The organism is Haloarcula sp. H-hyl2 (genome assembly GCF_056934385.1).
Genome location: NZ_JBRIIJ010000002.1, coordinates 1,132,821 through 1,153,104, shown reverse-complemented (window position 1 = coordinate 1,153,104; position 20,284 = coordinate 1,132,821). Strand labels below are relative to the sequence as shown.

The following is a 20,284-nucleotide window of genomic DNA, read 5'->3' as shown; positions in this document are numbered from 1 at the left end:
GACCGGGCGACGGGGCGGGTGTGCGCGGCGGGCGAGCATCGGTCAACTATTTCAACCGTGAGCCGGTACCATGTGCCAATGGACGGGGCGCGCCGGTGGAGGGTGGCCGCCGGAGTCATAGCCCTGCTCGTTCTGGTGGTGTTCGTCCCGGTTGCCACGGCATCACCGGACGACGCTACCCACCGAGTGGGTCGGTTCGACGCCACCGAGGGCGCCAGCAGCGCGAACGCCAGCCCGTCCTCGTCGGAGGTGTTTCCTGCCCAGGAAGGAACGAACGGTGGCGATGTCGGGCAGGTCGCCGACGGCGACACCATCAGCGTCCTCCAGTCGTTCGACCGTACGCCCAACGAGACGGGGAGCGTGTCGATCCGGCTAACCTACACCATCCCGGACCGCGTCCGCACGCTGGAGACGACACTGCCGGAGAACGCGACGGTGACGCGGGCGGCCGGCTTCGACCGCCTCAACGGGACGACCTACGAGTGGGACGGTGAGTCCTCGACGCCGGTCCTGGCGTACCGTCGGAACCCGAACGAGACGCTCAGCCGGGACGGTCCCGAGGGCGCCGACGGTCGCTACATCGGCGTGGACGCCGCCGAGTGGGCCCTGTTCTCCCGGAAGGCGACACCGACGGAGTGGACGTACGTCGGCGCCGATCCGGTGCGCTTCGAGCGGGCTATGCGGACCGACGGGCCGGGGGCGACCGGCGAGTGGCTCGTCTACCTCGGCGCGGTCGAGACCGTCGAGCGGACGACCAACGGCCAGACGATCCGGCTGGCGGTCCCGGAACGGGCCGCGATGGCAGCCTCGCCGGACGCGGTCCTGACGTCGCTGTCGAACGCCTCGAACGCGCTCCGGGTCGGCGACCGCGACGAGTCGGTGTTCGTCGTCGCTGCACCGACCGAGAACGTCTCCTGGGGCGCCCGCGGCTTCCAGATCGGCGACGCGGACATGTGGGTCCAGGACACCGAGCGACTGGACACGCCCGAGAACATCTGGCTGCACGAGTACGTCCACACCAGACAGGCGTTCAGACCGACCCAGCGGACCCGCTGGGTCGTCGAGGCCAGCGCGGTCTACTACGCGGCGGCCCTGACACTCGAACAGGAACGGATCGACTTCGCCGCCTACCGGTCGCGCCTCGGTGCCGGCGCGGAGCCCGTCTACGACGAGGTCGTCCTCTCGGACCCGACGACCTGGCAGGAGAGCGCGAACTACTACCGCGGCCCGCTGGTGGCCGGCCGTATCGACGAGCAGATCCGGCTGGCGACCGACGACGAGCGGACGCTCCAGGACACAGTTCGCCTGTTGAACGGCGTGAACGGCCGCGTGACACAACCACGCCTGCTGTCGGCTGTCGAGCGGGCCGGTGGGCAGGAAGCCCGGTCGCTGACGGCCAACTACACCGAGACGAACGCGAACGTCACGATGTGGAACGAGAGCTACCACGCCGCGGTGTTCGGCCAGTTGCCAGCCCGCATCGGGTACGCGCTCCCGTCGACGGCGAACCGCTCGGCCTATCGGGTCAGCGGGCCCTACCGGGTCGGGCCGGTCGGCGGTGGGTCGCCGGTCCGGCTTGCCGTCGGCGAGACGCTGACCGTCGACGCCGTCGTCAGGAACGCCGGCGGCACCGGGGGCCAGTACAACGCGACGATGAGCATCAACGGGACGACGGTAACGACCGAGGGCGGCCGTATCGAACCCGCGACGGCCCGGGCGGTCCCCCTCTCACACACCTTCGTGACGCCCGGCCAGTACACGCTGAGTCTGGACGGTGACAACATCACCGTCGTCGTCACCCGACCGGCCCGGACGCGGGTGACGGACATCGACGTCAGTTCCACGACTGTCCAGGCCGGCGGCGAAGTCGTCGTCACGGCGACGGTGACGAACGACGCCGACATCCCCGCCCGCGGACAGGTCGTGTTCACGCGTGACTTCGAGGCCGTCGCACAACGACGGGTGTACCTCCCGCCCCGGAACACGACAGAACTGTCGACGGGCGTCCCCCTGTCGAGTCCCGGCGACGTGCTGCTGGCGGCCGGGAGCGCCGAACCGGTCACCGTCACCGTCACGCCCGCCGCGACACCCAGAGTGACACCGACCCCCTCGCCGACGCCGTCGCCGACGCCCGTGACCACCACGACGAGCGAGGACGGGCCCGGCTTCACACCGCTCGTTGCCCTCCTGGCGCTCGCTCTGGGTGTCCTGGCCGCGCATCGGCGGGCGTGAGCCACGTGATAGCCACCGATTAGTACCACCCGCGAATATACAGTAGTATGACAGACCTGGGCAAGATCGACCGCGAGTTCTTCGACGAGTTCGTCTATCCGAACCTCGGCGCCGACCGGGAGGACGTGACGCTAGGGCCCCAGCACGGGGTCGACTTCGGCGTGGTCGACGTCGGCGGGACGGCGGTCGCGATGGCGACCGACCCCGTCTTCGTCATGCCGTCGCTGGGCTTCGAACGGGCCGCCTGGTTCGCGTTCCACATCCTCATGAGCGACGTCGCCGTCTCGGGACTGGCACCGACACACCTCTCGGTGGACCTGAACCTGCCGCCGGAGATGACCGACGACCAGTTCCAGACAGTCTGGGAGACCGTCGACGCGGAAGCCAGCGACCTGGGTGTCTCGGTCGTCACGGGCCACACCGGCCGCTACGCGGGCTGTAACTATCCGATGGTCGGCGGCGGGACGGCCGTCTCCGTCGGCGCGTTCGAGGACCTCGTGCGCCCGGACGGCGCCGAGGTTGGCGACCGGGTCGTCGTCACCAAAGGCCCCGCCATCGAGGCGACGGGACTGCTCTCGATCCAGTTCGAGTCGCTCATGCAGGACGAACTCCCGGCCGAGACCATCGAGGCGGCGACCGACCGCTTCTACGACATGAGTCCGGTCAGGGACGCACTGACGGCCGCAGCAGCGGGCCCGGTCCACGCGATGCACGACGCCACCGAGTGTGGCATCTACGGCGGCCTCTACGAGATGGCCCGCGCCGCCGGAGTCGGTATCGAACTGGAGACCGACCGCGTCCCGGTCCAGCCAGGTGTCCGAGAGGCCTGCGAGTTCTTCGGCATCGACCCCTGGATCTCGATCAGCGAGGGGACGCTGCTGGCCGCGGTCGCGCCCGACGGCGTCGACGACGTGCTGGATGCCCTCGACGCCGAGGGCATCCCCGCCGCCGATGCAGGCGTCGTCACCGAAGGCTCGGGACTCGTCGTCGACGGCGAGCCCACGGACCACCCCGGCGTGGACCCCTTCTGGGGGACCTTCGAGGAGTACATGGGGAGACTCGACGGCTGAGCCGTCGGCTCTCGGGTCGGAAAGAAATCGCCGAAAAGAGCGGTATCAGGCGCTTGTTCGTTCCGAACTGGCACCGACGTCTACGGCATAGTTCGATTGGAGCCATGCCTCCGGGTTCTCCCGGTCGTAGATGACGACGTCGCCGCCGCCCGTGGTGAAACTGCCGTACTCTGCTGGGGATTCGTTCGATTCGTCCGGTGCCGATTCCATCGTGGTACTCAACTGTAGGCCACTGCCCCCTGATAAGCGTTTCTCGAATGTGATATGGAGTATTATTAGCATACTAGGATTGGTCGGGGACCAGCACCGATTTTTGTCCACCGGCCGATCACTCGACCATGACACGCGCAGACGCGCCGGTCACCCCGCCAGTCGTGTTGACCATCGCCGGCAGCGACTCCGGCGGCGGGGCCGGCATCCAGGCCGACCTCAAGACCATCGAAGCCGGCGGTGGGTTCGGGACCAGCGCGATCACCAGCGTCACCGCCCAGAACACCACCGGCGTACAGGGCCAGCATCTGCTGCCCGTCGAGGATATCGAGGCCCAGATCGAGTCGGTACTCGACGACTTCGACGTGACAGCCGTCAAGACGGGGATGCTCGGGACGAGCGAGGTGATCGACCTGGTCGTCGAGTACGCGCCGGAGTTGCCGAACCTCGTGGTCGACCCGGTGATGGTCGCGGCCTCGGGCGACCGTCTGCTCGACGAGACGGCCGAGGACGCCTACGAGCGGTTGCTGGCGGAGGCGACGCTCGTGACGCCGAACGCCGACGAGGCGGAGGTGCTGGCCGGCCATGAGGTCGACGACCCCGACGCCGCCGAACAGGCCGGCCGAGACATCGTCGAGATGGGTGCCGACGCCGCGCTCGTCAAGGGTGGCCACGTCCCCGGCGACGATGTCGTCGACACGCTCGTGACCGCCGAGGACACGACCGTCTTCCGGCACGAGCGCGTCGACACCGAGGCGACTCACGGCTCTGGCTGTACGCTCTCGTCGGCCATCGCCACGCGCCTGGCCCACGGCGACGGTCGGTCGGCGGCCGTCGCGGCCGGCACCGACCTCCTGGCGCGGGCGGTCCGGTACCACCACGACGTCGGCGAGGGACCGGGCGCCGTCCACCACATGGTCGAGGTGCGCAACGAGGCCAGCCGGACCGAGACCGTCGAGGCCGTCGAGCGGATCGTCTCGGCGTGTGTCGGGATGGACGTCTCGCCGCTGGTCCCCGAGGTCGGGATGACCGTCGCCGGCGCGACGCCGTACGCGGAGACACCGGACGAGACCGCCGCTGTCGAGGGTCGCATCACCCGCACGCTCGACGGCGTCCGACCGAACCGGGGCGTGCGCTACCGCGCCGCCGGGACCGTCGGCCGGTTCCTGCTGGCCGCCCGCGAACACGACCCCAGCGTCCGGTTCGCGGTCAACTGCCGGCTGGACGACGCCGTCGAGGCCGCACTGGACGAACTCGCGGGCTCGGTGTCGGCGTACGACCGGGCCGACCACCCGGCGGACGCGGCGGCGGGCGCGACGGCGTGGGGCGTCGGGCAGGCCTTCGACGCGAGTGCTGAGACCCCCGTCGCCGTCGTCGACCGCGGCGAGGTCGGTATCGAGGCGAGTGCGACGCTGCTTGCCGGTGACGCCGACACGCTCGTCCGGCGCCTGGAGACGGTACTGGCGGCCGTCGAGAGCTGATCAGTCCGTCTCGCCGCCGCCCTCGATGGCCGCCCGACGAGCGATAGCCGCCTCGAAGAAGCTCTCGGGCAGGCTCTCGATGTCGCCGGCCTGGACCGTCCAGAGGTTCGCGTAGAGCCCGTCCGCGGCCAGCAGTTCCTCGTGGGTCCCCGTCTCGACGACGCGGCCGCCTTCGAGGACGAGGATAGTGTCGGCGTCCTTGACCGTCGAGAGCCGGTGGGCGATGGCGACGGTCGTGCGGTCGGTCGCCAGGTCCCGCAGGCTCCGCTGGATGATGGCCTCGGTCTCGGTGTCGACGTGGCTCGTGGCCTCGTCGAGCACGAGGATAGCCGGTGCCTTGAGGAACGTCCGGGCGAGCGCGATCCGCTGGCGCTGGCCGCCCGAGAGCCTGACTCCGCGCTCGCCGACCATCGTCTCGTAGCCGTCGGGGAGGTTCTCGACGAACTCGTGGGCCGCTGCCCGTCGGGCGGCGGCCTCGATGGCCGCGTCGTCGGCGTCGAAGGTCCCGTAGGCGATGTTCTCCCGGACGGTTCCATAGAAGAGGAACGGTTCCTGTGCGACGTAGCCGACCGCGCGTCGCAGGCTCTCGATGGAGAGGTCCCGGACGTCGTGGCCGTCGACCCGGACCGTCCCGCTGTCGGGGTCGTACAGGCGGACCAGCAGTTTCACGAGCGTCGACTTCCCGCTGCCGGTCGGGCCGACGATGCCGACGGTCTCGCCGGGGTCGATGGACAGCGAGACGTCCCGGAGCACGGGCGAGTCGTCGGCGTCGTAGCCGAACGTGACGTCGTCGTACTCGACGGCACCCGCGACGGTCCCCAGAGCCAGCGTGTCCGCTCCGTCCCGGACCGACGGCTCGGCCTCCAGCAGGGCGTAGACCCGGTCGCTGGAGGCCCGGGCACGCTGGTAGTTGTTGACGATCTGGCCGAACTGGGCCAGCGGCCAGATGAACTGCTGGGTGTACAGCATGAACGTGACGAACGCACCCGGGGAGACCGCCGCCGCGAACGGCGTCGGCGGCCCGTTGAGCACCCAGAACGCCCCGACGGCGAAGGTGAGCGCGAAGCTGAGTCCGGAAATGACCGACAGGCCAGGGAAGAACGTGATCCGGGTGCGGATGGCGTCCCAGTTGGCCTCGTAGTACGACAGCGAGGCCTCGCGGACCCGCTCGGTCTCGTAGACCTCGGCGTGTTCGGTCTTGATGACCTCGATGCCGCCGACGTTGTTCTCCAGCCTGGCGTTCAGGTCGCCGACGCTGGCCCGCATCGCGGCGTATTTCGGCTGGATACGCCGGACGAACACCGCCGTGAACACCCCCAGGACCGGGACGGCAAGCAACGAGACAAGCGCCAGCCAGGGGTTCAGCGAGAGCATCACCGCGCCGACGCCGACGACGAGCGCGACCATCCGCAGCGACGAACTGACGCCGTCGGTGAGGAACGACTCCAGTTGGTTGACGTCGTTGTTCAGCACCGAGAGCAGTTCGCCGGTCCGGGAGCCGTCGAAGAACGAGCGGTCCTGTGCCTGGAGGTGCTCGTAGGCGTCGGTCCGCAGCCGGTGCTGGATGTTCTGTGCGAACCGGTTCCAGCCGTAGTTCTGGAGCCAGGACCCGACGGCACCCAGCAGCGTCGCCCCCACGAGGATGCCGACGGTCAGCCAGAGCTGGTCGGCGGGGGTCCTCGGGAGCCACGCAGTCGGGAGCAGCGGGAGCGAGAAGGGCCGAGTACCGAGCAGGATCGCGTCGATAGCGACGCCGAGTGCGAACGCCGGGACCAGCCCGGTCGCGCGGGCGAGCAGCGCCATGACCGTCCCGAGCACCGCGTGGCCGGCGTTCTCGCGGCCGTAGGCCCCGTAGAGGCGCCACATGGACCCGCCGTCGCTGGGCGTGAGCGTCTCGGGTGTGTCCGGCCCCGCCGTCATTCAGCCCTCGTGTGGCCGGTTGGGGGCCGTCTGGCAGTCCCGTCACGTCTGGGGCGCGTCGCGGATGGGCCGAAAACCGGTGTGGCCGGACCCTGGTCCGGCACGGTGGGTATCATGCACCCACTACGGTTTCTGCAGTCATGACTGTAGCGGCACTGTCCTGTCGGCCGTCAGCGGGCACCGGTCCTACGCGGATTCTTTCAGGTGGACCTCGTCGTCCGATATCTGTGCGACCATGTCGCTGTCGAGCGTGTAGTCGTCCTCGTCGACGTTCTCCCAGCCGAGCCGGGACATGATCTTGTCGGTGATTCCGGGATCCGGGTCGACGTACGCTTTGCCGCCGCGGAAGCCCGATATCATGCCGATCGTCTCGCCGTCTGCGTTGAGGACACGTTTCCCCTCGTCTTTCTCTGTCAGTCTGGTTCGTGCCATCGCATCTCCCCATGGCCATGGGGGTGCAATTGTTATATTGCCACAACGTCGACCCGGCCGGACTTACCGCGTGGATAGGGTCGTGTTAGCACAGTCGGTCGGTACCAGAGTCACGCCAGTCTCCCCCCGGCCTGTCAGTAAGCCAGAGGGAGGCGGAAAGTTAATGCATGCGTTGGACCTGATACGGTAGTATTATCGCCGAGATGTCGAGCGACGACGTACAGAGCGACCCCCGCCTCAGTCCGGAGTACGTCGAGCGAATCCGGAGCGACGACGGCGATGTCGTCCTCGTGGGGACCGTCCACGACCACCCGGCAAGTGCCTACCGGGCGCGGACCGTCGTCGAACGCGAATCCCCGACCGTCCTGGCACTGGAGGCCCCGCCGCTTTCGGTCCCGCTGTTCGAACACCACGCTGCCACCGAGCGAACGCCACCGCGGTTCGGCGGCGAGATGAGCGCCGCGGTCCAGGCGGCCGACACCACCCGGGTCGTCGGCATCGACGGGCCGACCGCCTCGTTCCTCGGGCGTCTCCTCCGTCGACTGTGGCGCGAGCGGGCGTCGCTGGAGACGATACGGACCACCGGGCAGGCGCTGACCGGGGCGACGAAGGCCGCTGTGCGAGCTCGGCTGGCCGCGACACTCGTCACGCTGACGACGTTCCAGGTGGCAATCGACACACCGACCGTCTACGACACCGACCGAGACGACGACCCGGACAGCCAGGCGGCAGACGAACACGACCGGGTGCGGACGGCGACCGCGATGCTGTCGGCATTCGAGCCACCGCCGGCAGCCGTCGTCCGCACGAGTACCAGAGAACAGTACATGGCCGACAGACTGGCCACACTCCGGGAGACGGGTGACGTGGTCGCCATCGTCGGGATGGCCCACCTCGACGGCGTCGCGTCGCGCCTCCGCGAGCACTCCTGACCATTTCGAGTGTGCACCCACGACACACGACCGCCAGTCCCTCATTCCGGACGAGAGAGTAGACGGAGACAGATGAGCGAACACCAATCCAGCGAGCGGATCACGGTCTACTCGGACTACGTCTGTCCGTTCTGTTACCTCGGGCGCGAATCGCTCCGGCAGTACCAGGCGACACGGGAGACGCCAGTGGCGATCGACTGGCACCCGTTCGACCTCCGGAGCGGGAAACGAAACCCCGACGGCAGTATCGACCACACCGTCGACGACGGCAAGGACGACGAATACTACGAACAGGCCAAACAGAACGTCCGCCGCCTCCAGGAGCAGTACGGCGTCGAAATGGATCTGGACATCGCGACCGACATCGACTCACTCGACGCGCAGGTCCTCTCGTACTACCTGAAAGAACACCACGACTACGAGACGTGGCTGGCCGTCGACGAGGGGGTCTTCGAGACGCTCTGGCAGGACGGCCGTGACATCGGCGACACCGAGGTCCTGCTCGACATCGCGACCGCGGCCGGTGTCGACGCCGCCGAGGTCCGCTCGGCGCTGGCCGACGAGACGCTCCGGGACGAGGTCCGCGAGCAGTTCACGGCCGCCCAGCGAGCGGGCGTCACCGGCGTCCCGACGTTCGCCTACGACGGCCACGCCGCCCGCGGCGCGGTCCCGCCCGAGCACCTCGAACGCCTCGTCGAGGGTGTCTGAGCGGTCCGTTCACCGACCGGTACCCACGGTGCAGTCGCTACCCGAACAGAGAACGCGAGAACGATGACCGCCGCTCAGTGCTGGCGACCGGTACGGGCTTGGACGCGCATCTCGACGTACCGACCCGCCCAGTGCTCGAAGTGGTCTCGGAGTGTGCCCAGTACCGGGATAGACAGCCCTGTCGGCGGGTGATCTTCACTACCGTCGTCGTATGCTGCCTGCTCGGCCGTCTTGGGTCCCTCCTGGAGACTCATTACGCTACACACTACCATACCCCTGCCAATAAACATTAGGGATTCGGGACTCGTCTGGAAGTACTCGCGGGCCCGCGCGAGGAGTCTAACACGAACATTGCTCGGAGACGAATCCAGACAACAAGGCCCTTATACCCAAATTCCCAACAGCGTTCTCAAGCTTCAATGACCGGTTCGCCATCGTCAGGGAGCGTACAGAAGACCTTCCTCAAGTACCAACACGTCTTCGTGTTCCTCGCGCCGCTGCTGTTCGTCGTGGGTGTCTACACGGCAGCACCGGTCCCCGAGAGCGCGGGGACCGACTACTGGCTGGAGTACTGGTGGCTGTTCCTGGCGTTCATCGTCGGGGCGACTATCGTCAACACTGTCGGAATCAGCGGGTCGGCACTGTTCGTCCCCTTCCTCATCTTCCTCTTCCCGGTCATCGCCGGGGAGACGCTGACGCCGGAGACGCTCGTGAAGGTCGGCCTCATCAGCGAATCGTTCGGCCTCTCCAGTTCCGCGCTGGCGTTCATCCAGTACGGGCTGGTCGACCGTCGGCTGGCGCTGTCGCTCGTGCTCGGTGGAATCCCCTTCGTCGTCGCCGGCGCGTTACTCTCCTTCGTGATCCCGGCGTGGCTGTTCCACGCCCTGCTGGGCCTGGCGCTGATCGCGGCCTCGTTCCTGCTGTTCAAGGCCGACCTGGGTCACGAGGAACCCGGTGCGAGCGGTGACGAAGCCAGCACCGCGACCGACGGCGGGACGACCGGCCTCCCGAACGACGACGACAAACTCGGCCCGGCCGGCGTCGAGAAGGCAGAGGACGGCACCGTCACTCGCGTCGACCGCGACGGCAACGACTACACCTACTCCCACGGCGGTTACCTCGAACGGTTCGCCAACTACAGCATCGGTGGTGTCTTCCAGGGGCTGGCCGGCTTCGGTATCGGCGAACTGGGTATCATCTCGATGCTCCGGACCGACGTCCCGGTCCGCATCGCAATCGGGACGAACCACATCGTCGTCGCGCTGACGGCCGTGCTGGCCTCGCTGGTCCACGTCTTCGGCGGCGGCCTCGTCGGCGGCCACACCATGAACCTCGCTTCGACGCCCTGGAACATGGTCGTCTGGACGGTGCCGGCGACGGTCACTGGCGGCCAGATCGCACCCTACGTCTCGGCCACACTGGACACGGGCCTCATCAAGAAGGGCGTCGGCGTGTTGTTCGCTATCATCGCGGTCGCGCTGTTCCTGATGGCGTTCGGTGGCTTCTAATCGTCAGGGCGCGTATCTCCCCGTATGTACGACGAGATCCTGCTTCCCACGGACGGGAGCGACGGCACCGCCGAGGCAGCAAAACACGCCGGCGAACTCGCCCAGCAGTTCGGAGCGACGATCCACGTCCTCTCGGTGGTCGATACGCGCAACCGCTTCGAGAGCCCGACCGGTGGCCTCTCGGACGCGGCCTGGGCAGAAGCCGAGCGCGAGCGGGCCGAGCTAGCCGTCGACCGAGCGGTCGGGGCGTTGCCCGAGGGTGTTCCGGTCGAGACGACTATCGTCAGGGACGTCCCGACGACGGCGATTCTGGCGGCTATCGACGACGAGGACATAGACATGGTCGTGATGGGGACCCACGGCCGGACGGGACTGGACCACTACCTCATCGGCAGTGTCGCGGAGAAGATCGTCCGGCGCTCGCCGGTGCCGGTGGTGACCGTTCGCGTCGAACAGTAGTCGCGAAAGGCGATCGAACCCCATATATAACCATTGTGGCCGAATCAGGGTTCGACTTCTAGCGCACAGCTAACCCCCGGTGAGCATACCAGTAGACATGGAACCGGGGGACCTCTCGACGGGCGAGAATGCGGGTGTAAGCCCTGTTATCGGTGTGGTGTTGCTCACGGGTATCGTCGTCGTCCTGGCCACCCTGATCGGTGGTGCAGTCGTCGGGTACAGTGACTCGCTCAGATCGCCGGCACCGACGGCCTCCTTCACGGCCAGCGTGACGGAGAGCGGTGGGTTCGAGATCGAACACGAAGCTGGCGATTCGCTGTCCGGGACCGATGTCGAGGTACACGTCGACGACGGGGGGACCGCTCGGACGCCGAAACAGTGGACGGCACTCGGTAGTGCTGCATCGACCATCGGCGCGGGGTCGACAGGCACGATCGGCTCCGTCAACGGCGACGAGACGGTTCGACTCGTCTGGCGACCAAGCCAGGACCGCTCGGTGATACTCCAGGAGTGGGACGTTCGGTCGGTTACTGCCCCGACTGCAGCCGCGAGCGTGACCGGGCCACGACCGAACTGGGCCGAGCTGGACCCGAGTTTCGGCACGGTCGCGTGGCGAACACACGGACGGAGCGGGAGTCGAACCCCGACGGGCGATCACGAACGGGCGCTCGGTACCACACTGAGTAGTCCGAGTGCAACCGGGCAGGGGACGTGGACCAGCGGTACTGGCGTCCCGTTCACGCTCAGCTACGACGGGACGACCGGCGACGGCACGCTGACGATCGACGGGCGGAGCACGACTTACACCGTCGACCCGTCGGGGACGACCGGTGATACGATCGGGCTCACCATCGTGACTCATACGTCGGGGCATACGGTCGACGCCGAGAACCTTCGGCTGGACGGACAGCCGCTCTCGACCGCGTCGATCACCACGAGCAACGGGAACAACCGGTATCTGCTCATCTCGGACGACGACATCAAAGACGGGTTCGTACTCACGGGAACGGTGACGTTCTCCTGGAGCAGTACGCCACCGAGCGGCTCCGAGATGCAACTTCACTTCGCGATCGAAGCGGACGGAACTGGATCGAGTTGAAGGAGTCGGTTGTTCGACGATGCAGAATCGACAGAACGGACCAGACACACCTCCTGACGAAGCCGGACGGGTCCGCCTGCGGTGCCAGACCAGGATATCCACTCAGAGCGCCGTCGTCGCCGCCCCGGTCTCGTCGGGCGTCCCCGGCTGGGACCCACCCGTCTCGGCGGCCCGGAGCTGTCGGAACGCCACCGAGATAACCGCGAGCGAGACCAGCGACGTCGGAGCCTGGATAAGCGTGATTCCGAGCTGTGTCAGCGACGGCGGAAGCAGGAGCACGCTGGCGACCCCGACGACGGCGCCGAAGACTGCACTGACACCCACCAGCAGGACCAGCAGTCCGAATAGCAGAAAGCGGTTCCCCTCGGTGAGCCGGTAGCTCTCGGTGAGCGCGGCCACGAAGTTACGGTCCTCGACAGCGACGAACGGAACCAGGAAGACGAGCGTGACGTACAGGAAGATCCCGGGGATCACGAGGAGCAGTGATCCTGCGAACACGAGGATCCCGTAGACGAGACCACCGACCAGCAGATTCAGGACGGCCAGTGGGACGTTCCGGGTGAACGCGTCGTCGGGGAAGCTGTCCTGTGTGTCCGCGACGAAGGTCCTGACGGCGACGATGGAAGCGTACGCCGAGCAGAGAGTAGTGACGAGGACACCGCCAGCAGCGAGCCCCGTCGGGATATCCAGGACGAGCGGCAGCATCGCGGCCGCCTCGGAGAGGCCGGCTTGACTGTACAGGTCTGCGAAGATCGTGTTCATCACCGACTGCGTCGCGATCAGCAACACCGTGTAGATCACGAGCAGGGCGGCACCGGTGCGGCTGGCGAGGCTATCGAGCGCTCCGCTGAGCACGGAGCCGATCCGGAGGGACATCGCGTCGGTGTTCTCGCAGGGAACGGAAAAGAATTCTCCCAGTGTGTCAGCCGTTGAAACAGCAGTCACTCACCCTCGACGAACGCGACCAGGTCGGCGGTGGGGACGAAGCCGTCGGCCCGGCGGGCGACCAGGTCGCCGTCGACGAACAGGAGGAACGTCGGCACCGAGCGCACGTCGAAGGTCGCCACGGCGTTCAGGTCCTCGCGGGGGTTGAACACCACGACCCGGGCGTCGGTCGCACGGGCGACGTTGTCGAGGATGGGCTCCATCGACTGGCAGATGGCACACCCCTCGGTGCGGACCATCACGAGGACGCGCTCGGCGCGTTCCAGCACGTCGTCGAGTTCGCTGCGGGTCTGGACGGTCGTCGGTCGTGCGGTGCCGGCATCGGACATGTCCCCGTGTACGTTCCCGCGCCCGAAAACCGTCGCGGTCGGGTTGACGCTCCCGCTCGCGAGCGGAGCGCCTATACCGCCCGAGATGCTGGACCCGCCCATGGACGCAGCGCTTGGCCCACCCGAGAAGATGGCCGAGCTGGACGACGACCTGACGCCGATGATGGCGCAGTACTTCGAACTCTGTCGCCAGTACGACGAGGCGCTGGTGCTGTTCCAGGTCGGGGACTTCTACGAGGCATTCTGCGAGGCCGCCGAGCGGGTCGCGCGGCTGTGTGAGATCACGCTGACCCAGCGGACCGACTCGACCGGGGAGTACCCGATGGCCGGCATCCCCATCGACAACGCCGAGTCCTACGTCGAGACGCTGCTGGACGCCGGTTACCGGGTCGCCATCGCCGACCAGGTCGAGGACCCCGACGAGGTCAGCGGCGTCGTCGAGCGGGCGGTGACCCGTATCGTCACGCCGGGGACGCTCACCGAGGCCGAACTGCTCGGCGGCGCGGACAACAACTACGTGGCGGCGCTGGCCGGCGGCGAGGAGTACGGGCTGGCGCTGCTGGACGTCTCGACCGGGGACTGCTACGCGACGAGTGTCGGCGCCGAGACCGCCGTGACGGACGAGCTGAGCCGTTTCGGGCCGGCCGAGGCCATCGTCGGCCCCGACGTCGACGTCGACGAGGAGGAGGTCTTCGGGCCGTCGTGTCTGGTCTCTGCCTACGATCCGTCGGTCTTCGAGCGCGAGGCCGCCGCCGACCTCGTCGAGCGGTACTTCGGCCCGCCCGACCGGTTGCTGGCCGGCGAGAGCGAACGCCGGGCCTGTGGCGCGCTGCTGGCCTACGCGGAGTACACGCGGGGCAACAGCGGCGCGGTCGGCCCCGACGGCGAACCGACCGGCGAGGACGATCCCACGGAGACGCTGGACTATCTCAACCATCTGACCCGGTACGACCCCCGCGAGTACATGCTGCTGGACGCGGTGGCCGTCGAGAGCCTGGAGTTGTTCGAGCGCCGTTCCGTACGGGGCCACGAGAACCGGACGCTGGTCGACACGGTCGACGAGACCGCCTGTGCGCTGGGTCGGCGGGAACTGACCGACTGGCTCCGCCGGCCGCTGCTGGACGAGGACCGTATCGCCGGGCGCCACGAGGCCGTCGCGGCGCTGAAACGGGACCCGGCGACCCGCGAGCGACTGCACGACCTGCTGGCGGACGTCTACGACCTCGAACGACTGGTCTCACGGGTCTCGCGCGGTCGGGCGAACGCCCGTGACATGCGCTCGCTCGCAGCGACGCTCTCGGTGGTCCCGGACGTCCGCGAGCAGGTGGCCGACGCCGACGCACGCCTCCTGGGGGACCTGCACGCGACACTGGACCCGCTGCCGGCGGTCCGCGAGGAGATCGAGGCCGCGATCCGCCCGGACCCGCCACAGGAAGTCACCGAAGGCGGTGTCATCCGCGAGGGCTACGACGCCGACCTCGACGAGTTGCGCTCGACCGAGCGGTCGGGCAAGCAGTGGATCGACGACCTCGAATCGACGGAACGCGAGCGGACCGGCATCGACTCGCTGAAGGTCGGCCACAACAGCGTCCACGGCTACTACATCGAGGTGACCAACGCCAACCTCGATTCGGTACCCGAGGACTACCAGCGCCGCCAGACCCTGAAAAATAGCGAGCGGTTCTACACGCCGGAACTGAAGGCCCGCGAGGAGGAGATACTGCGGGCCGAGACGGCCGCCGACGACCTGGAGTACGACCTGTTCTGTGCGGTCCGTGACGAGGTCGCCGCCGAGGCCGAACGGGTCCAGGCGCTGGCCGACCGCCTGGCACGGCTGGACGTGCTGGTCTCCTTTGCGACCGTCGCCGCACGCTACGACTACGCCCGGCCGACGGTGGGTGCCGACGGCATCGACGTTACGGCGGGTCGACATCCCGTCGTCGAGCGGGCCGAGGACGCGTTCGTCCCCAACGACACCCACCTCGGTGCCGTCGGGGACCACGCCGACGACGACTACCCACCACAGTTCGCGGTCATCACCGGCCCCAACATGAGCGGGAAGTCGACGTACATGCGCCAGGTGGCCTGTATCTGCCTGCTGGCACAGGCCGGGAGCTTCGTCCCCGCCGAGTCGGCGTCGCTGCCGGTGCTCGACCGGGTCTTCACACGGGTCGGCGCCAGCGACGACATCGCCGGCGGCCGCTCGACGTTCATGATCGAGATGAGCGAACTGGCGACCATCCTCCAGGACGCCACGGCCGACTCGCTGGTCCTGCTTGACGAGGTCGGCCGGGGGACCTCGACGGCCGACGGCCTGGCTATCGCCCGCGCCGTCACGGAGTACCTCCACGACGAGGTCGGCGCCTACACCCTCTTTGCGACCCACCACCACGACCTGACCGACGCGGCCGACGACCGTCCCGGTGTGGTCAACCGCCACTTCGAGACCAGTCCCGGCGCGGCGGTCGTCTTCGACCACGAACTCGCCGCTGGCCCGGCCGCGGCCTCCTACGGCGTCGAGGTGGCCGACATGGCCGGCGTCCCGGACCCCGTCGTCGAGCGGTCGCGAGCGCTGCTGGACGGGGACGGAGCAGTCGACGATAGCGACGCTGGCGAGACTGATACCGACCCTCCGACGAACGGCCACGTCGAGGCCGGCGAGACCGAGAGCACGGAGACGGCCGAGGCGGCCCCGGAGTCGGTCCGGGAGATACTCGCGGAGACGGACGTGGCGACGATGACGCCGCTGGAGGCGATGAACACGCTCGCGGACCTGACAGACCGGGTCGAGTGATCAGTCGTCGGGGACCGGGTCGTCGCGTGGACAGGCGAGCAACGCTGCGGCGAGTTTTCGCTCGGCCGTCCGGAGGTGTTTATGTAGTGTCGGCGCGGAGATGTCGAGTTCGTCGGCCAGTGCTTCGGCGGTGGTCGCTCTGGGCCACTCATAGTAGCCTGCCCCGTGAGCGACGGCGAGGACCTCCCGCTGTCGGTCGGTCAGTGCGTCCGTCAGCGCGGCGTAATCTTGGAACCCGAACAGCGGCGTGATCGACTCGCGCTGCTGTTTGGCCGCCAGTTCCGCTGCCGGGTGCTCGTCGAGAAACGACTCGATGACAGCGGGCGTCTCCGTCGCCGACGGGACGTCCGCCACGACCGTGCCGTCACCGTCGGTCCCCCTCGCGGTCCGCGGGATAGCACCAGCATCGGCGAGGGTGACGACCGGACAGTCCTCACGGACGTCGACCTCGACCAGGCCGCCGTCCTCGGCCCGGTCGAGCAGTCGCGTCTCGATACCGTCGGGTTCGGCGGCCCGTTCGGCGAACCGCGCCGGGTCGGCGCCCTCGACCGTGAAGAACTCGGCGTAGACGCCGTCGCTGCGGGGGAGACACTTCTGGAGGAGGATCGTACAGGAGACACGGTCGGAGACCGCGACGAACGGGTACGTGCTGGCCGAGAGATCGAACTCCAGGCGGGTCGCCGACGGGCCGATGTCACCCTGGGTGACCATACCAGACGGTTGCAGAGCCAGTGGCAAATATGTTAGCACACCTGAGAGTAGGCGGTGTTTAACCCGCTAGCCATACGGTCCTTGTCCGTCGCTCTGGAAGGCACGAACGAGGATCCAATCAGTGACCGAATCCGTTCGTCCCCTCGCGGAGAGCGCGATCGACGAGCAGTCGGCCGTGGAGACGGTCGTCCAGACGGTATCGGCGGTCGACGGGCGACCACCCGATTCGCTCCCACCACTTGGCAACGCTGTCGACACGGACGCTCTCACGGCGCTCGTCGGCGGATCGGCCACCAGCGGGTTCGTCGTGTTCGACTACGCTGGCTACCGCGTCCGCGTCGACCTGGACGGGGTCGTCACCCTCTTCGAGTAGTCCGCGCTTATCTCGACCGAAACCGACAGACCGCTCGGAGATTGTCGGCAGTTTCCTGTCATACACCTATACTGTTAGGTACAGTTAACTTACTAGTGAACGTATAATTGGAGGTATGGCACAGCACCCGCAGCAGGCCACCAGCGAGCGCCCACTAGCCGAGTGTGAGAGCGAGGAGAACGAGCCCATGCCACAACTCGTCGCACGGACACTGGCAGCAGTCGAGGGCGTGCCCATCGACGAACTGCCGCCCCTGAACGACGAGATCGACACCGACGCGCTCGCGAGTCTGTTCGGCCCGAACTCGACCGTCGACCACCTCTCGTTCGAGTACCAGGACTACCGCGTCGTCGTCACCGCCGACGAGCGCGTGGCGGTCTTCGAGCGATAGGTCAGGGCGGTTCGAGCGCGACGAACTCCAGACCCTTCTCGGCCAGCAACTGCCGTGCACGGTCTGTCACAGACGGCGCCACGAGGATGCCACGGATCTCGGAATCGGCGTGGAGGTCCCGATCCAGCGCTGTGACGTAGCGGTCGAGTTGCCCGACCGCGTCGGGGCCGACACGCCGCCGTTTCAGTTCGAGGACGACCGTCCGTCCGGCCGCGTCCTCGGCGTAGATGTCGACCGCGCCAGCCGGCGTCTCCCGTTCGGTCGCCAGCGGCGTCAGCCCTTCCTCGACGAGGGCGGGTGTCTCCAGGATCCGGTCTTTCAGATCGGCCTCGGTGCCAGTGAGTGCCAGGTCTTCGGGGTCACTGACGTCGAAGGCTGCCGCGTGTGCCACCGTCTCGAACCGGATCTCCAGTTCCTCTGTGGGTGTCTCGCGGGTCGAGCGAACGAGCAGCCCTGCCTCCGTGACAGACACCTCGTGGACACACCCCGGTGGCTGCCAGTTCACGGGCTGTTGGCCCTCGTCGGTGTGGACCAGCGCCGTACCGTCGGGTTTGAGCGTGACGTGGCGGTCGCCCGGTCCGAGCGAACTGGCCGCGCGCCCCTCGTACTCGACGGCACACCGACCGAACAGGGTCACGAGAGCCCCACGGTCGACGCCCCGCTCGACGAGGTCGCGGGCAGTCTCGGGCGCCGGATAGCTCAGCGTCTCGACGGCACTCTCGGCTGTCACGGCTGGCGGTTAGCGGTCGGTGCGTAAAAAGGGCGTGTCGTCGTGCGGGGCGACAGTCGGTGCCCGCCGCGCCAGTGCCCGCGCGAGGCCGGCCCGGACGGTCGCGGGAGACCGACGGGCGAGGTCCGCACACGCTCGGCTCTTGGTGTCGACCCACCACGCCCTGAGCGCGTCGGGATCGGACGCACTCGCCAGCACGACGTCCGAGAGGTTCGACAGCGTCGGGTCGAGCCAGCAGACGCAGTAGGTCTCGACAGCCCCATCGACGACGACCACGCGGTCGTAGGTGGCGTCCAGTTCGTCCCAGACCGCGCGTGGCGTCCAGTCGGTCTCGAGCGGGCGCGACTGTGCGACCGGGTCGGCGTCGACACCCCACTGTGCGAGACGAACGGCGACGTACCCGTCCGCTCGCGGCTGGACGACGAGCGTTCGCTGTCCCATCATCGAGACTCCGTGGGAAGCATACCGGGCCTGGTCCCGGCATCGTATTTGAACGGTCGGTCACGCCGTGGGCAGTGAGACGGTGATGCGGTTCCCGTCGTCGCCGCGGGCGAAGGCGATCCGGCCACCCGAGAGGTCGACACACCAGTAGACCAGCCAGAGGCCGAGTCCGGTCGTGTGTGTCGTGTCGTCCATCTCCTGATCGCCCGTGAGCACCCGGAACTCCGCCTCCGGGATCGGCGGACAGTCGTCGACGATATCGACAGTGACCCACCCCTCGTCTGCCGAGACAGCTACCGACACCGTCGGCGCCTCGCGCTCGGCGTGGACGACTGCGTTGTCGAGCAGTTCACCGATCGCCGTCTTGATCTCCCGGAGGGCCGTCACCTCGGCGGTCGCCGGGAGCTCCGTCTCGACGGTCACGTCGGGATAGGTCGCTTCGAGCGCGTCGACCTCCGCCCGGACGAGCGGCACGACGTCCCTGGACTCGGGCACGCCGTTGTCGGTGAGGAGGTCGATGATCCGGCGCTGGGTGTCCGCGCTGTCCAGCAGCGCCTCGCCGACACGCAGGATGGTGTCGACGAAGGGCGCGACGGTCTCGTCGGCCCGGTCCGCGATCAGTTCAGCGTTGCCGACGATTGTCGTCATGTCGTTGCGGAGGTTGTGCCGGAGGATGTTGCCCATCACCACGAGCTGGCGCTCGCGACGCCGCCGGTCGGAGACGTCGCGGGTGAACCCGGCGATACGGTCGACCACGCCGTCCCTGACGATGGGCGTTCCCTGGACCCAGACCCACGTGCTGTAGTCCCGCTGTGGGTTCACCCGGTACTCGACGTCGACGGTCTCGCCGGCCGAGAGCCGGTCCATCGACTCGACGACGAGGTCGACGTCGTCGGGGTGGACGGTCGCCAGAAACGCGCTCGGGTCGGCCCGGAGTGTGGTAGTCGACTGGCCGTAGACCGTCTCGTAGGCCGGGTTGACGAACAGGACCTCGCTCCAGTCGGCCTCGAACAGCCAGAGGACGTCGCTGACCGCCGTCGAGAGGTCCAGGAGTTGTGACTCCACTTCGGCGTGGTCGCGCTCGGCCTCGATACGGTCGGTGATCGCACGGGAGCTGACGACGTAGCCACCCAGGTCGTCGTCCGCTCGGTTCGAGAAGCGGCTCTCCAGGGACACCCACCCACCGTCGCTGTCCCGGTGGCGGTAGGTGACCGTCTCGGCGGTCGGGTCCGGGGTGGCGATGACCGATTCGAACGCGGCCCGGGTCGCGTCCCGGTCCTCGGGGTGGATGTAGTCGAAAGCGTTGTCGCCCACCAGTGTCTCGGGGCCGAATCCCAGGATACGCCTGGCAGCCGCGTTGACGTACAGGTACTGGCCGTCGGCGTCGACCAGGACGACCTTGTCGAGTACCTGGTCGAGAAGGGTCCGTGACACGTCCCCCTCGTCGGAACCCATTATCCCGGACTGTATGCCCCGAGCCAGCAAGAGTGTATCTCTACGACCGTTGCCATGAGGGCGA

General features: G+C 67.9%; 21 protein-coding genes. 11 read left to right on the top strand and 10 right to left on the bottom strand.

Annotation, left to right across the window (positions count from 1 at the left end):
* Positions 1-78: 78 nt before the first annotated feature.
* Positions 79-2,232 (top strand): PGF-CTERM sorting domain-containing protein, encoded by a 2,154-nt coding sequence (locus Hhyl2_RS15720; protein WP_483551711.1) that lies wholly within the window; start codon positions 79-81, stop codon positions 2,230-2,232.
* Between the two features lie 47 nt (positions 2,233-2,279).
* Entirely contained in the window at positions 2,280-3,302 is a 1,023-nt protein-coding gene (locus Hhyl2_RS15715) for an AIR synthase family protein (RefSeq protein ID WP_483551710.1), read from the top strand.
* A 45-nt stretch (positions 3,303-3,347) separates the two neighbouring features.
* Here Hhyl2_RS15715 and Hhyl2_RS15710 read toward each other — a convergent pair whose 3' ends face one another.
* Positions 3,348-3,512 carry a DUF7331 family protein gene (locus tag Hhyl2_RS15710; RefSeq protein WP_483551709.1) on the bottom strand — a complete coding sequence of 55 codons (165 nt, stop codon included), beginning with the start codon at positions 3,510-3,512 and terminating at the stop codon, positions 3,348-3,350.
* Positions 3,513-3,640: 128 nt separating this feature from the next.
* On the opposite strand from Hhyl2_RS15710, the gene thiD reads away from it, so the two are divergent.
* A complete protein-coding gene (gene thiD, locus Hhyl2_RS15705) occupies positions 3,641-4,993 on the top strand; it encodes a bifunctional hydroxymethylpyrimidine kinase/phosphomethylpyrimidine kinase (RefSeq protein WP_483551708.1) in 1,353 nt (450 codons plus the stop codon).
* Here the strand turns inward: thiD and Hhyl2_RS15700 are convergent, their stop codons facing one another.
* Together Hhyl2_RS15700 and Hhyl2_RS15695 are read right to left on the bottom strand one after the other, a co-directional pair.
* Positions 4,994-6,913, bottom strand: coding sequence for an ABC transporter ATP-binding protein (locus Hhyl2_RS15700; RefSeq protein ID WP_483551707.1), 1,920 nt, complete (start codon positions 6,911-6,913; stop codon positions 4,994-4,996).
* A 186-nt stretch (positions 6,914-7,099) separates the two neighbouring features.
* Positions 7,100-7,345 carry a PRC-barrel domain containing protein gene (locus Hhyl2_RS15695; protein WP_483551706.1) on the bottom strand — a complete coding sequence of 82 codons (246 nt, stop codon included), beginning with the start codon at positions 7,343-7,345 and terminating at the stop codon, positions 7,100-7,102.
* Between the two features lie 203 nt (positions 7,346-7,548).
* On the opposite strand from Hhyl2_RS15695, the gene Hhyl2_RS15690 reads away from it, so the two are divergent.
* Positions 7,549-8,277 (top strand): TraB/GumN family protein, encoded by a 729-nt coding sequence (locus Hhyl2_RS15690; RefSeq protein ID WP_483551705.1) that lies wholly within the window; start codon positions 7,549-7,551, stop codon positions 8,275-8,277.
* Positions 8,278-8,349: 72 nt separating this feature from the next.
* Positions 8,350-8,985, top strand: a complete 636-nt coding sequence (locus tag Hhyl2_RS15685) for a DsbA family oxidoreductase (RefSeq protein WP_483551703.1) — start codon at positions 8,350-8,352, stop codon at positions 8,983-8,985.
* 74 nt (positions 8,986-9,059) lie between these two features.
* Here Hhyl2_RS15685 and Hhyl2_RS15680 read toward each other — a convergent pair whose 3' ends face one another.
* The gene (locus tag Hhyl2_RS15680) at positions 9,060-9,239 is read right to left on the bottom strand and encodes a hypothetical protein (protein WP_483551702.1); all 180 of its coding nucleotides are present in this window, start codon (positions 9,237-9,239) and stop codon (positions 9,060-9,062) included.
* Between the two features lie 165 nt (positions 9,240-9,404).
* Here Hhyl2_RS15680 and Hhyl2_RS15675 point away from each other — a divergent pair, with 165 nt between their 5' ends.
* The 3 genes from Hhyl2_RS15675 (at position 9,405) to Hhyl2_RS15665 (ending at position 12,051) form a co-directional block, all read left to right on the top strand.
* Positions 9,405-10,493, top strand: coding sequence for a sulfite exporter TauE/SafE family protein (locus Hhyl2_RS15675; protein ID WP_483551701.1), 1,089 nt, complete (start codon positions 9,405-9,407; stop codon positions 10,491-10,493).
* A gap of 24 nt (positions 10,494-10,517) precedes the next feature.
* Complete coding sequence (locus tag Hhyl2_RS15670) at positions 10,518-10,952, top strand: universal stress protein (RefSeq protein WP_483551700.1); 435 nt, start codon at positions 10,518-10,520, stop codon at positions 10,950-10,952.
* A gap of 97 nt (positions 10,953-11,049) precedes the next feature.
* Positions 11,050-12,051: a choice-of-anchor W domain-containing protein gene (locus tag Hhyl2_RS15665; RefSeq protein ID WP_483551699.1), complete on the top strand. Its 1,002-nt coding sequence runs from the start codon at positions 11,050-11,052 to the stop codon at positions 12,049-12,051.
* Between the two features lie 102 nt (positions 12,052-12,153).
* Here the strand turns inward: Hhyl2_RS15665 and Hhyl2_RS15660 are convergent, their stop codons facing one another.
* Together Hhyl2_RS15660 and Hhyl2_RS15655 are read right to left on the bottom strand one after the other, a co-directional pair.
* On the bottom strand, positions 12,154-12,927 hold the full coding sequence (locus Hhyl2_RS15660; RefSeq protein WP_483551698.1) for a DUF7847 domain-containing protein: 774 nt from the start codon (positions 12,925-12,927) through the stop codon (positions 12,154-12,156).
* A gap of 65 nt (positions 12,928-12,992) precedes the next feature.
* Positions 12,993-13,325, bottom strand: a complete 333-nt coding sequence (locus Hhyl2_RS15655) for a thioredoxin family protein (protein ID WP_483551697.1) — start codon at positions 13,323-13,325, stop codon at positions 12,993-12,995.
* Positions 13,326-13,425: 100 nt separating this feature from the next.
* Between Hhyl2_RS15655 and mutS the strand changes: the two genes are divergently transcribed.
* Positions 13,426-16,119: a DNA mismatch repair protein MutS gene (mutS, locus tag Hhyl2_RS15650; RefSeq protein WP_483551696.1), complete on the top strand. Its 2,694-nt coding sequence runs from the start codon at positions 13,426-13,428 to the stop codon at positions 16,117-16,119.
* Here mutS and Hhyl2_RS15645 read toward each other — a convergent pair whose 3' ends face one another.
* Positions 16,120-16,830 (bottom strand): helix-turn-helix domain-containing protein, encoded by a 711-nt coding sequence (locus tag Hhyl2_RS15645; protein WP_483551695.1) that lies wholly within the window; start codon positions 16,828-16,830, stop codon positions 16,120-16,122.
* A 121-nt stretch (positions 16,831-16,951) separates the two neighbouring features.
* Between Hhyl2_RS15645 and Hhyl2_RS15640 the strand changes: the two genes are divergently transcribed.
* Both Hhyl2_RS15640 and Hhyl2_RS15635 read left to right on the top strand, forming a co-directional pair.
* The gene (locus Hhyl2_RS15640; protein WP_483551694.1) at positions 16,952-17,203 is read left to right on the top strand and encodes a HalOD1 output domain-containing protein; all 252 of its coding nucleotides are present in this window, start codon (positions 16,952-16,954) and stop codon (positions 17,201-17,203) included.
* Positions 17,204-17,318: 115 nt separating this feature from the next.
* Complete coding sequence (locus tag Hhyl2_RS15635; RefSeq protein WP_483551693.1) at positions 17,319-17,594, top strand: HalOD1 output domain-containing protein; 276 nt, start codon at positions 17,319-17,321, stop codon at positions 17,592-17,594.
* A 1-nt stretch (position 17,595) separates the two neighbouring features.
* On the opposite strand, the gene nucS is transcribed toward Hhyl2_RS15635, so the two are convergent.
* From nucS to Hhyl2_RS15620, 3 genes are read right to left on the bottom strand one after another with little or no spacing between them, the layout of a single operon-like run.
* Positions 17,596-18,324: an endonuclease NucS gene (gene nucS / locus Hhyl2_RS15630; protein WP_483551692.1), complete on the bottom strand. Its 729-nt coding sequence runs from the start codon at positions 18,322-18,324 to the stop codon at positions 17,596-17,598.
* A gap of 9 nt (positions 18,325-18,333) precedes the next feature.
* On the bottom strand, positions 18,334-18,765 hold the full coding sequence (locus Hhyl2_RS15625; protein ID WP_483551691.1) for a DUF6735 family protein: 432 nt from the start codon (positions 18,763-18,765) through the stop codon (positions 18,334-18,336).
* Positions 18,766-18,825: 60 nt separating this feature from the next.
* Positions 18,826-20,220, bottom strand: a complete 1,395-nt coding sequence (locus tag Hhyl2_RS15620; RefSeq protein ID WP_483551690.1) for a PAS domain-containing protein — start codon at positions 20,218-20,220, stop codon at positions 18,826-18,828.
* Between the last annotated feature and the right edge of the window lie 64 nt (positions 20,221-20,284).

Bases quoted from the DNA above. Each gene is read 5' to 3' on its own strand.
- Hhyl2_RS15720 (WP_483551711.1), top strand. From the start codon at position 79: ATGGACGGGGCGCGCCGGTGGAGGGTGGCCGCCGGAGTCATAGCCCTG.
- Hhyl2_RS15715 (WP_483551710.1), top strand. From the start codon at position 2,280: ATGACAGACCTGGGCAAGATCGACCGCGAGTTCTTCGACGAGTTCGTC.
- Hhyl2_RS15710 (WP_483551709.1), bottom strand. From the start codon at position 3,512: ATGGAATCGGCACCGGACGAATCGAACGAATCCCCAGCAGAGTACGGC.
- thiD (WP_483551708.1), top strand. From the start codon at position 3,641: ATGACACGCGCAGACGCGCCGGTCACCCCGCCAGTCGTGTTGACCATC.
- Hhyl2_RS15700 (WP_483551707.1), bottom strand. From the start codon at position 6,913: ATGACGGCGGGGCCGGACACACCCGAGACGCTCACGCCCAGCGACGGC.
- Hhyl2_RS15695 (WP_483551706.1), bottom strand. From the start codon at position 7,345: ATGGCACGAACCAGACTGACAGAGAAAGACGAGGGGAAACGTGTCCTC.
- Hhyl2_RS15690 (WP_483551705.1), top strand. From the start codon at position 7,549: ATGTCGAGCGACGACGTACAGAGCGACCCCCGCCTCAGTCCGGAGTAC.
- Hhyl2_RS15685 (WP_483551703.1), top strand. From the start codon at position 8,350: ATGAGCGAACACCAATCCAGCGAGCGGATCACGGTCTACTCGGACTAC.
- Hhyl2_RS15680 (WP_483551702.1), bottom strand. From the start codon at position 9,239: ATGAGTCTCCAGGAGGGACCCAAGACGGCCGAGCAGGCAGCATACGAC.
- Hhyl2_RS15675 (WP_483551701.1), top strand. From the start codon at position 9,405: ATGACCGGTTCGCCATCGTCAGGGAGCGTACAGAAGACCTTCCTCAAG.
- Hhyl2_RS15670 (WP_483551700.1), top strand. From the start codon at position 10,518: ATGTACGACGAGATCCTGCTTCCCACGGACGGGAGCGACGGCACCGCC.
- Hhyl2_RS15665 (WP_483551699.1), top strand. From the start codon at position 11,050: ATGGAACCGGGGGACCTCTCGACGGGCGAGAATGCGGGTGTAAGCCCT.
- Hhyl2_RS15660 (WP_483551698.1), bottom strand. From the start codon at position 12,927: ATGTCCCTCCGGATCGGCTCCGTGCTCAGCGGAGCGCTCGATAGCCTC.
- Hhyl2_RS15655 (WP_483551697.1), bottom strand. From the start codon at position 13,325: ATGTCCGATGCCGGCACCGCACGACCGACGACCGTCCAGACCCGCAGC.
- mutS (WP_483551696.1), top strand. From the start codon at position 13,426: ATGGACGCAGCGCTTGGCCCACCCGAGAAGATGGCCGAGCTGGACGAC.
- Hhyl2_RS15645 (WP_483551695.1), bottom strand. From the start codon at position 16,830: ATGGTCACCCAGGGTGACATCGGCCCGTCGGCGACCCGCCTGGAGTTC.
- Hhyl2_RS15635 (WP_483551693.1), top strand. From the start codon at position 17,319: ATGGCACAGCACCCGCAGCAGGCCACCAGCGAGCGCCCACTAGCCGAG.
- Hhyl2_RS15625 (WP_483551691.1), bottom strand. From the start codon at position 18,765: ATGGGACAGCGAACGCTCGTCGTCCAGCCGCGAGCGGACGGGTACGTC.
- Hhyl2_RS15620 (WP_483551690.1), bottom strand. From the start codon at position 20,220: ATGGGTTCCGACGAGGGGGACGTGTCACGGACCCTTCTCGACCAGGTA.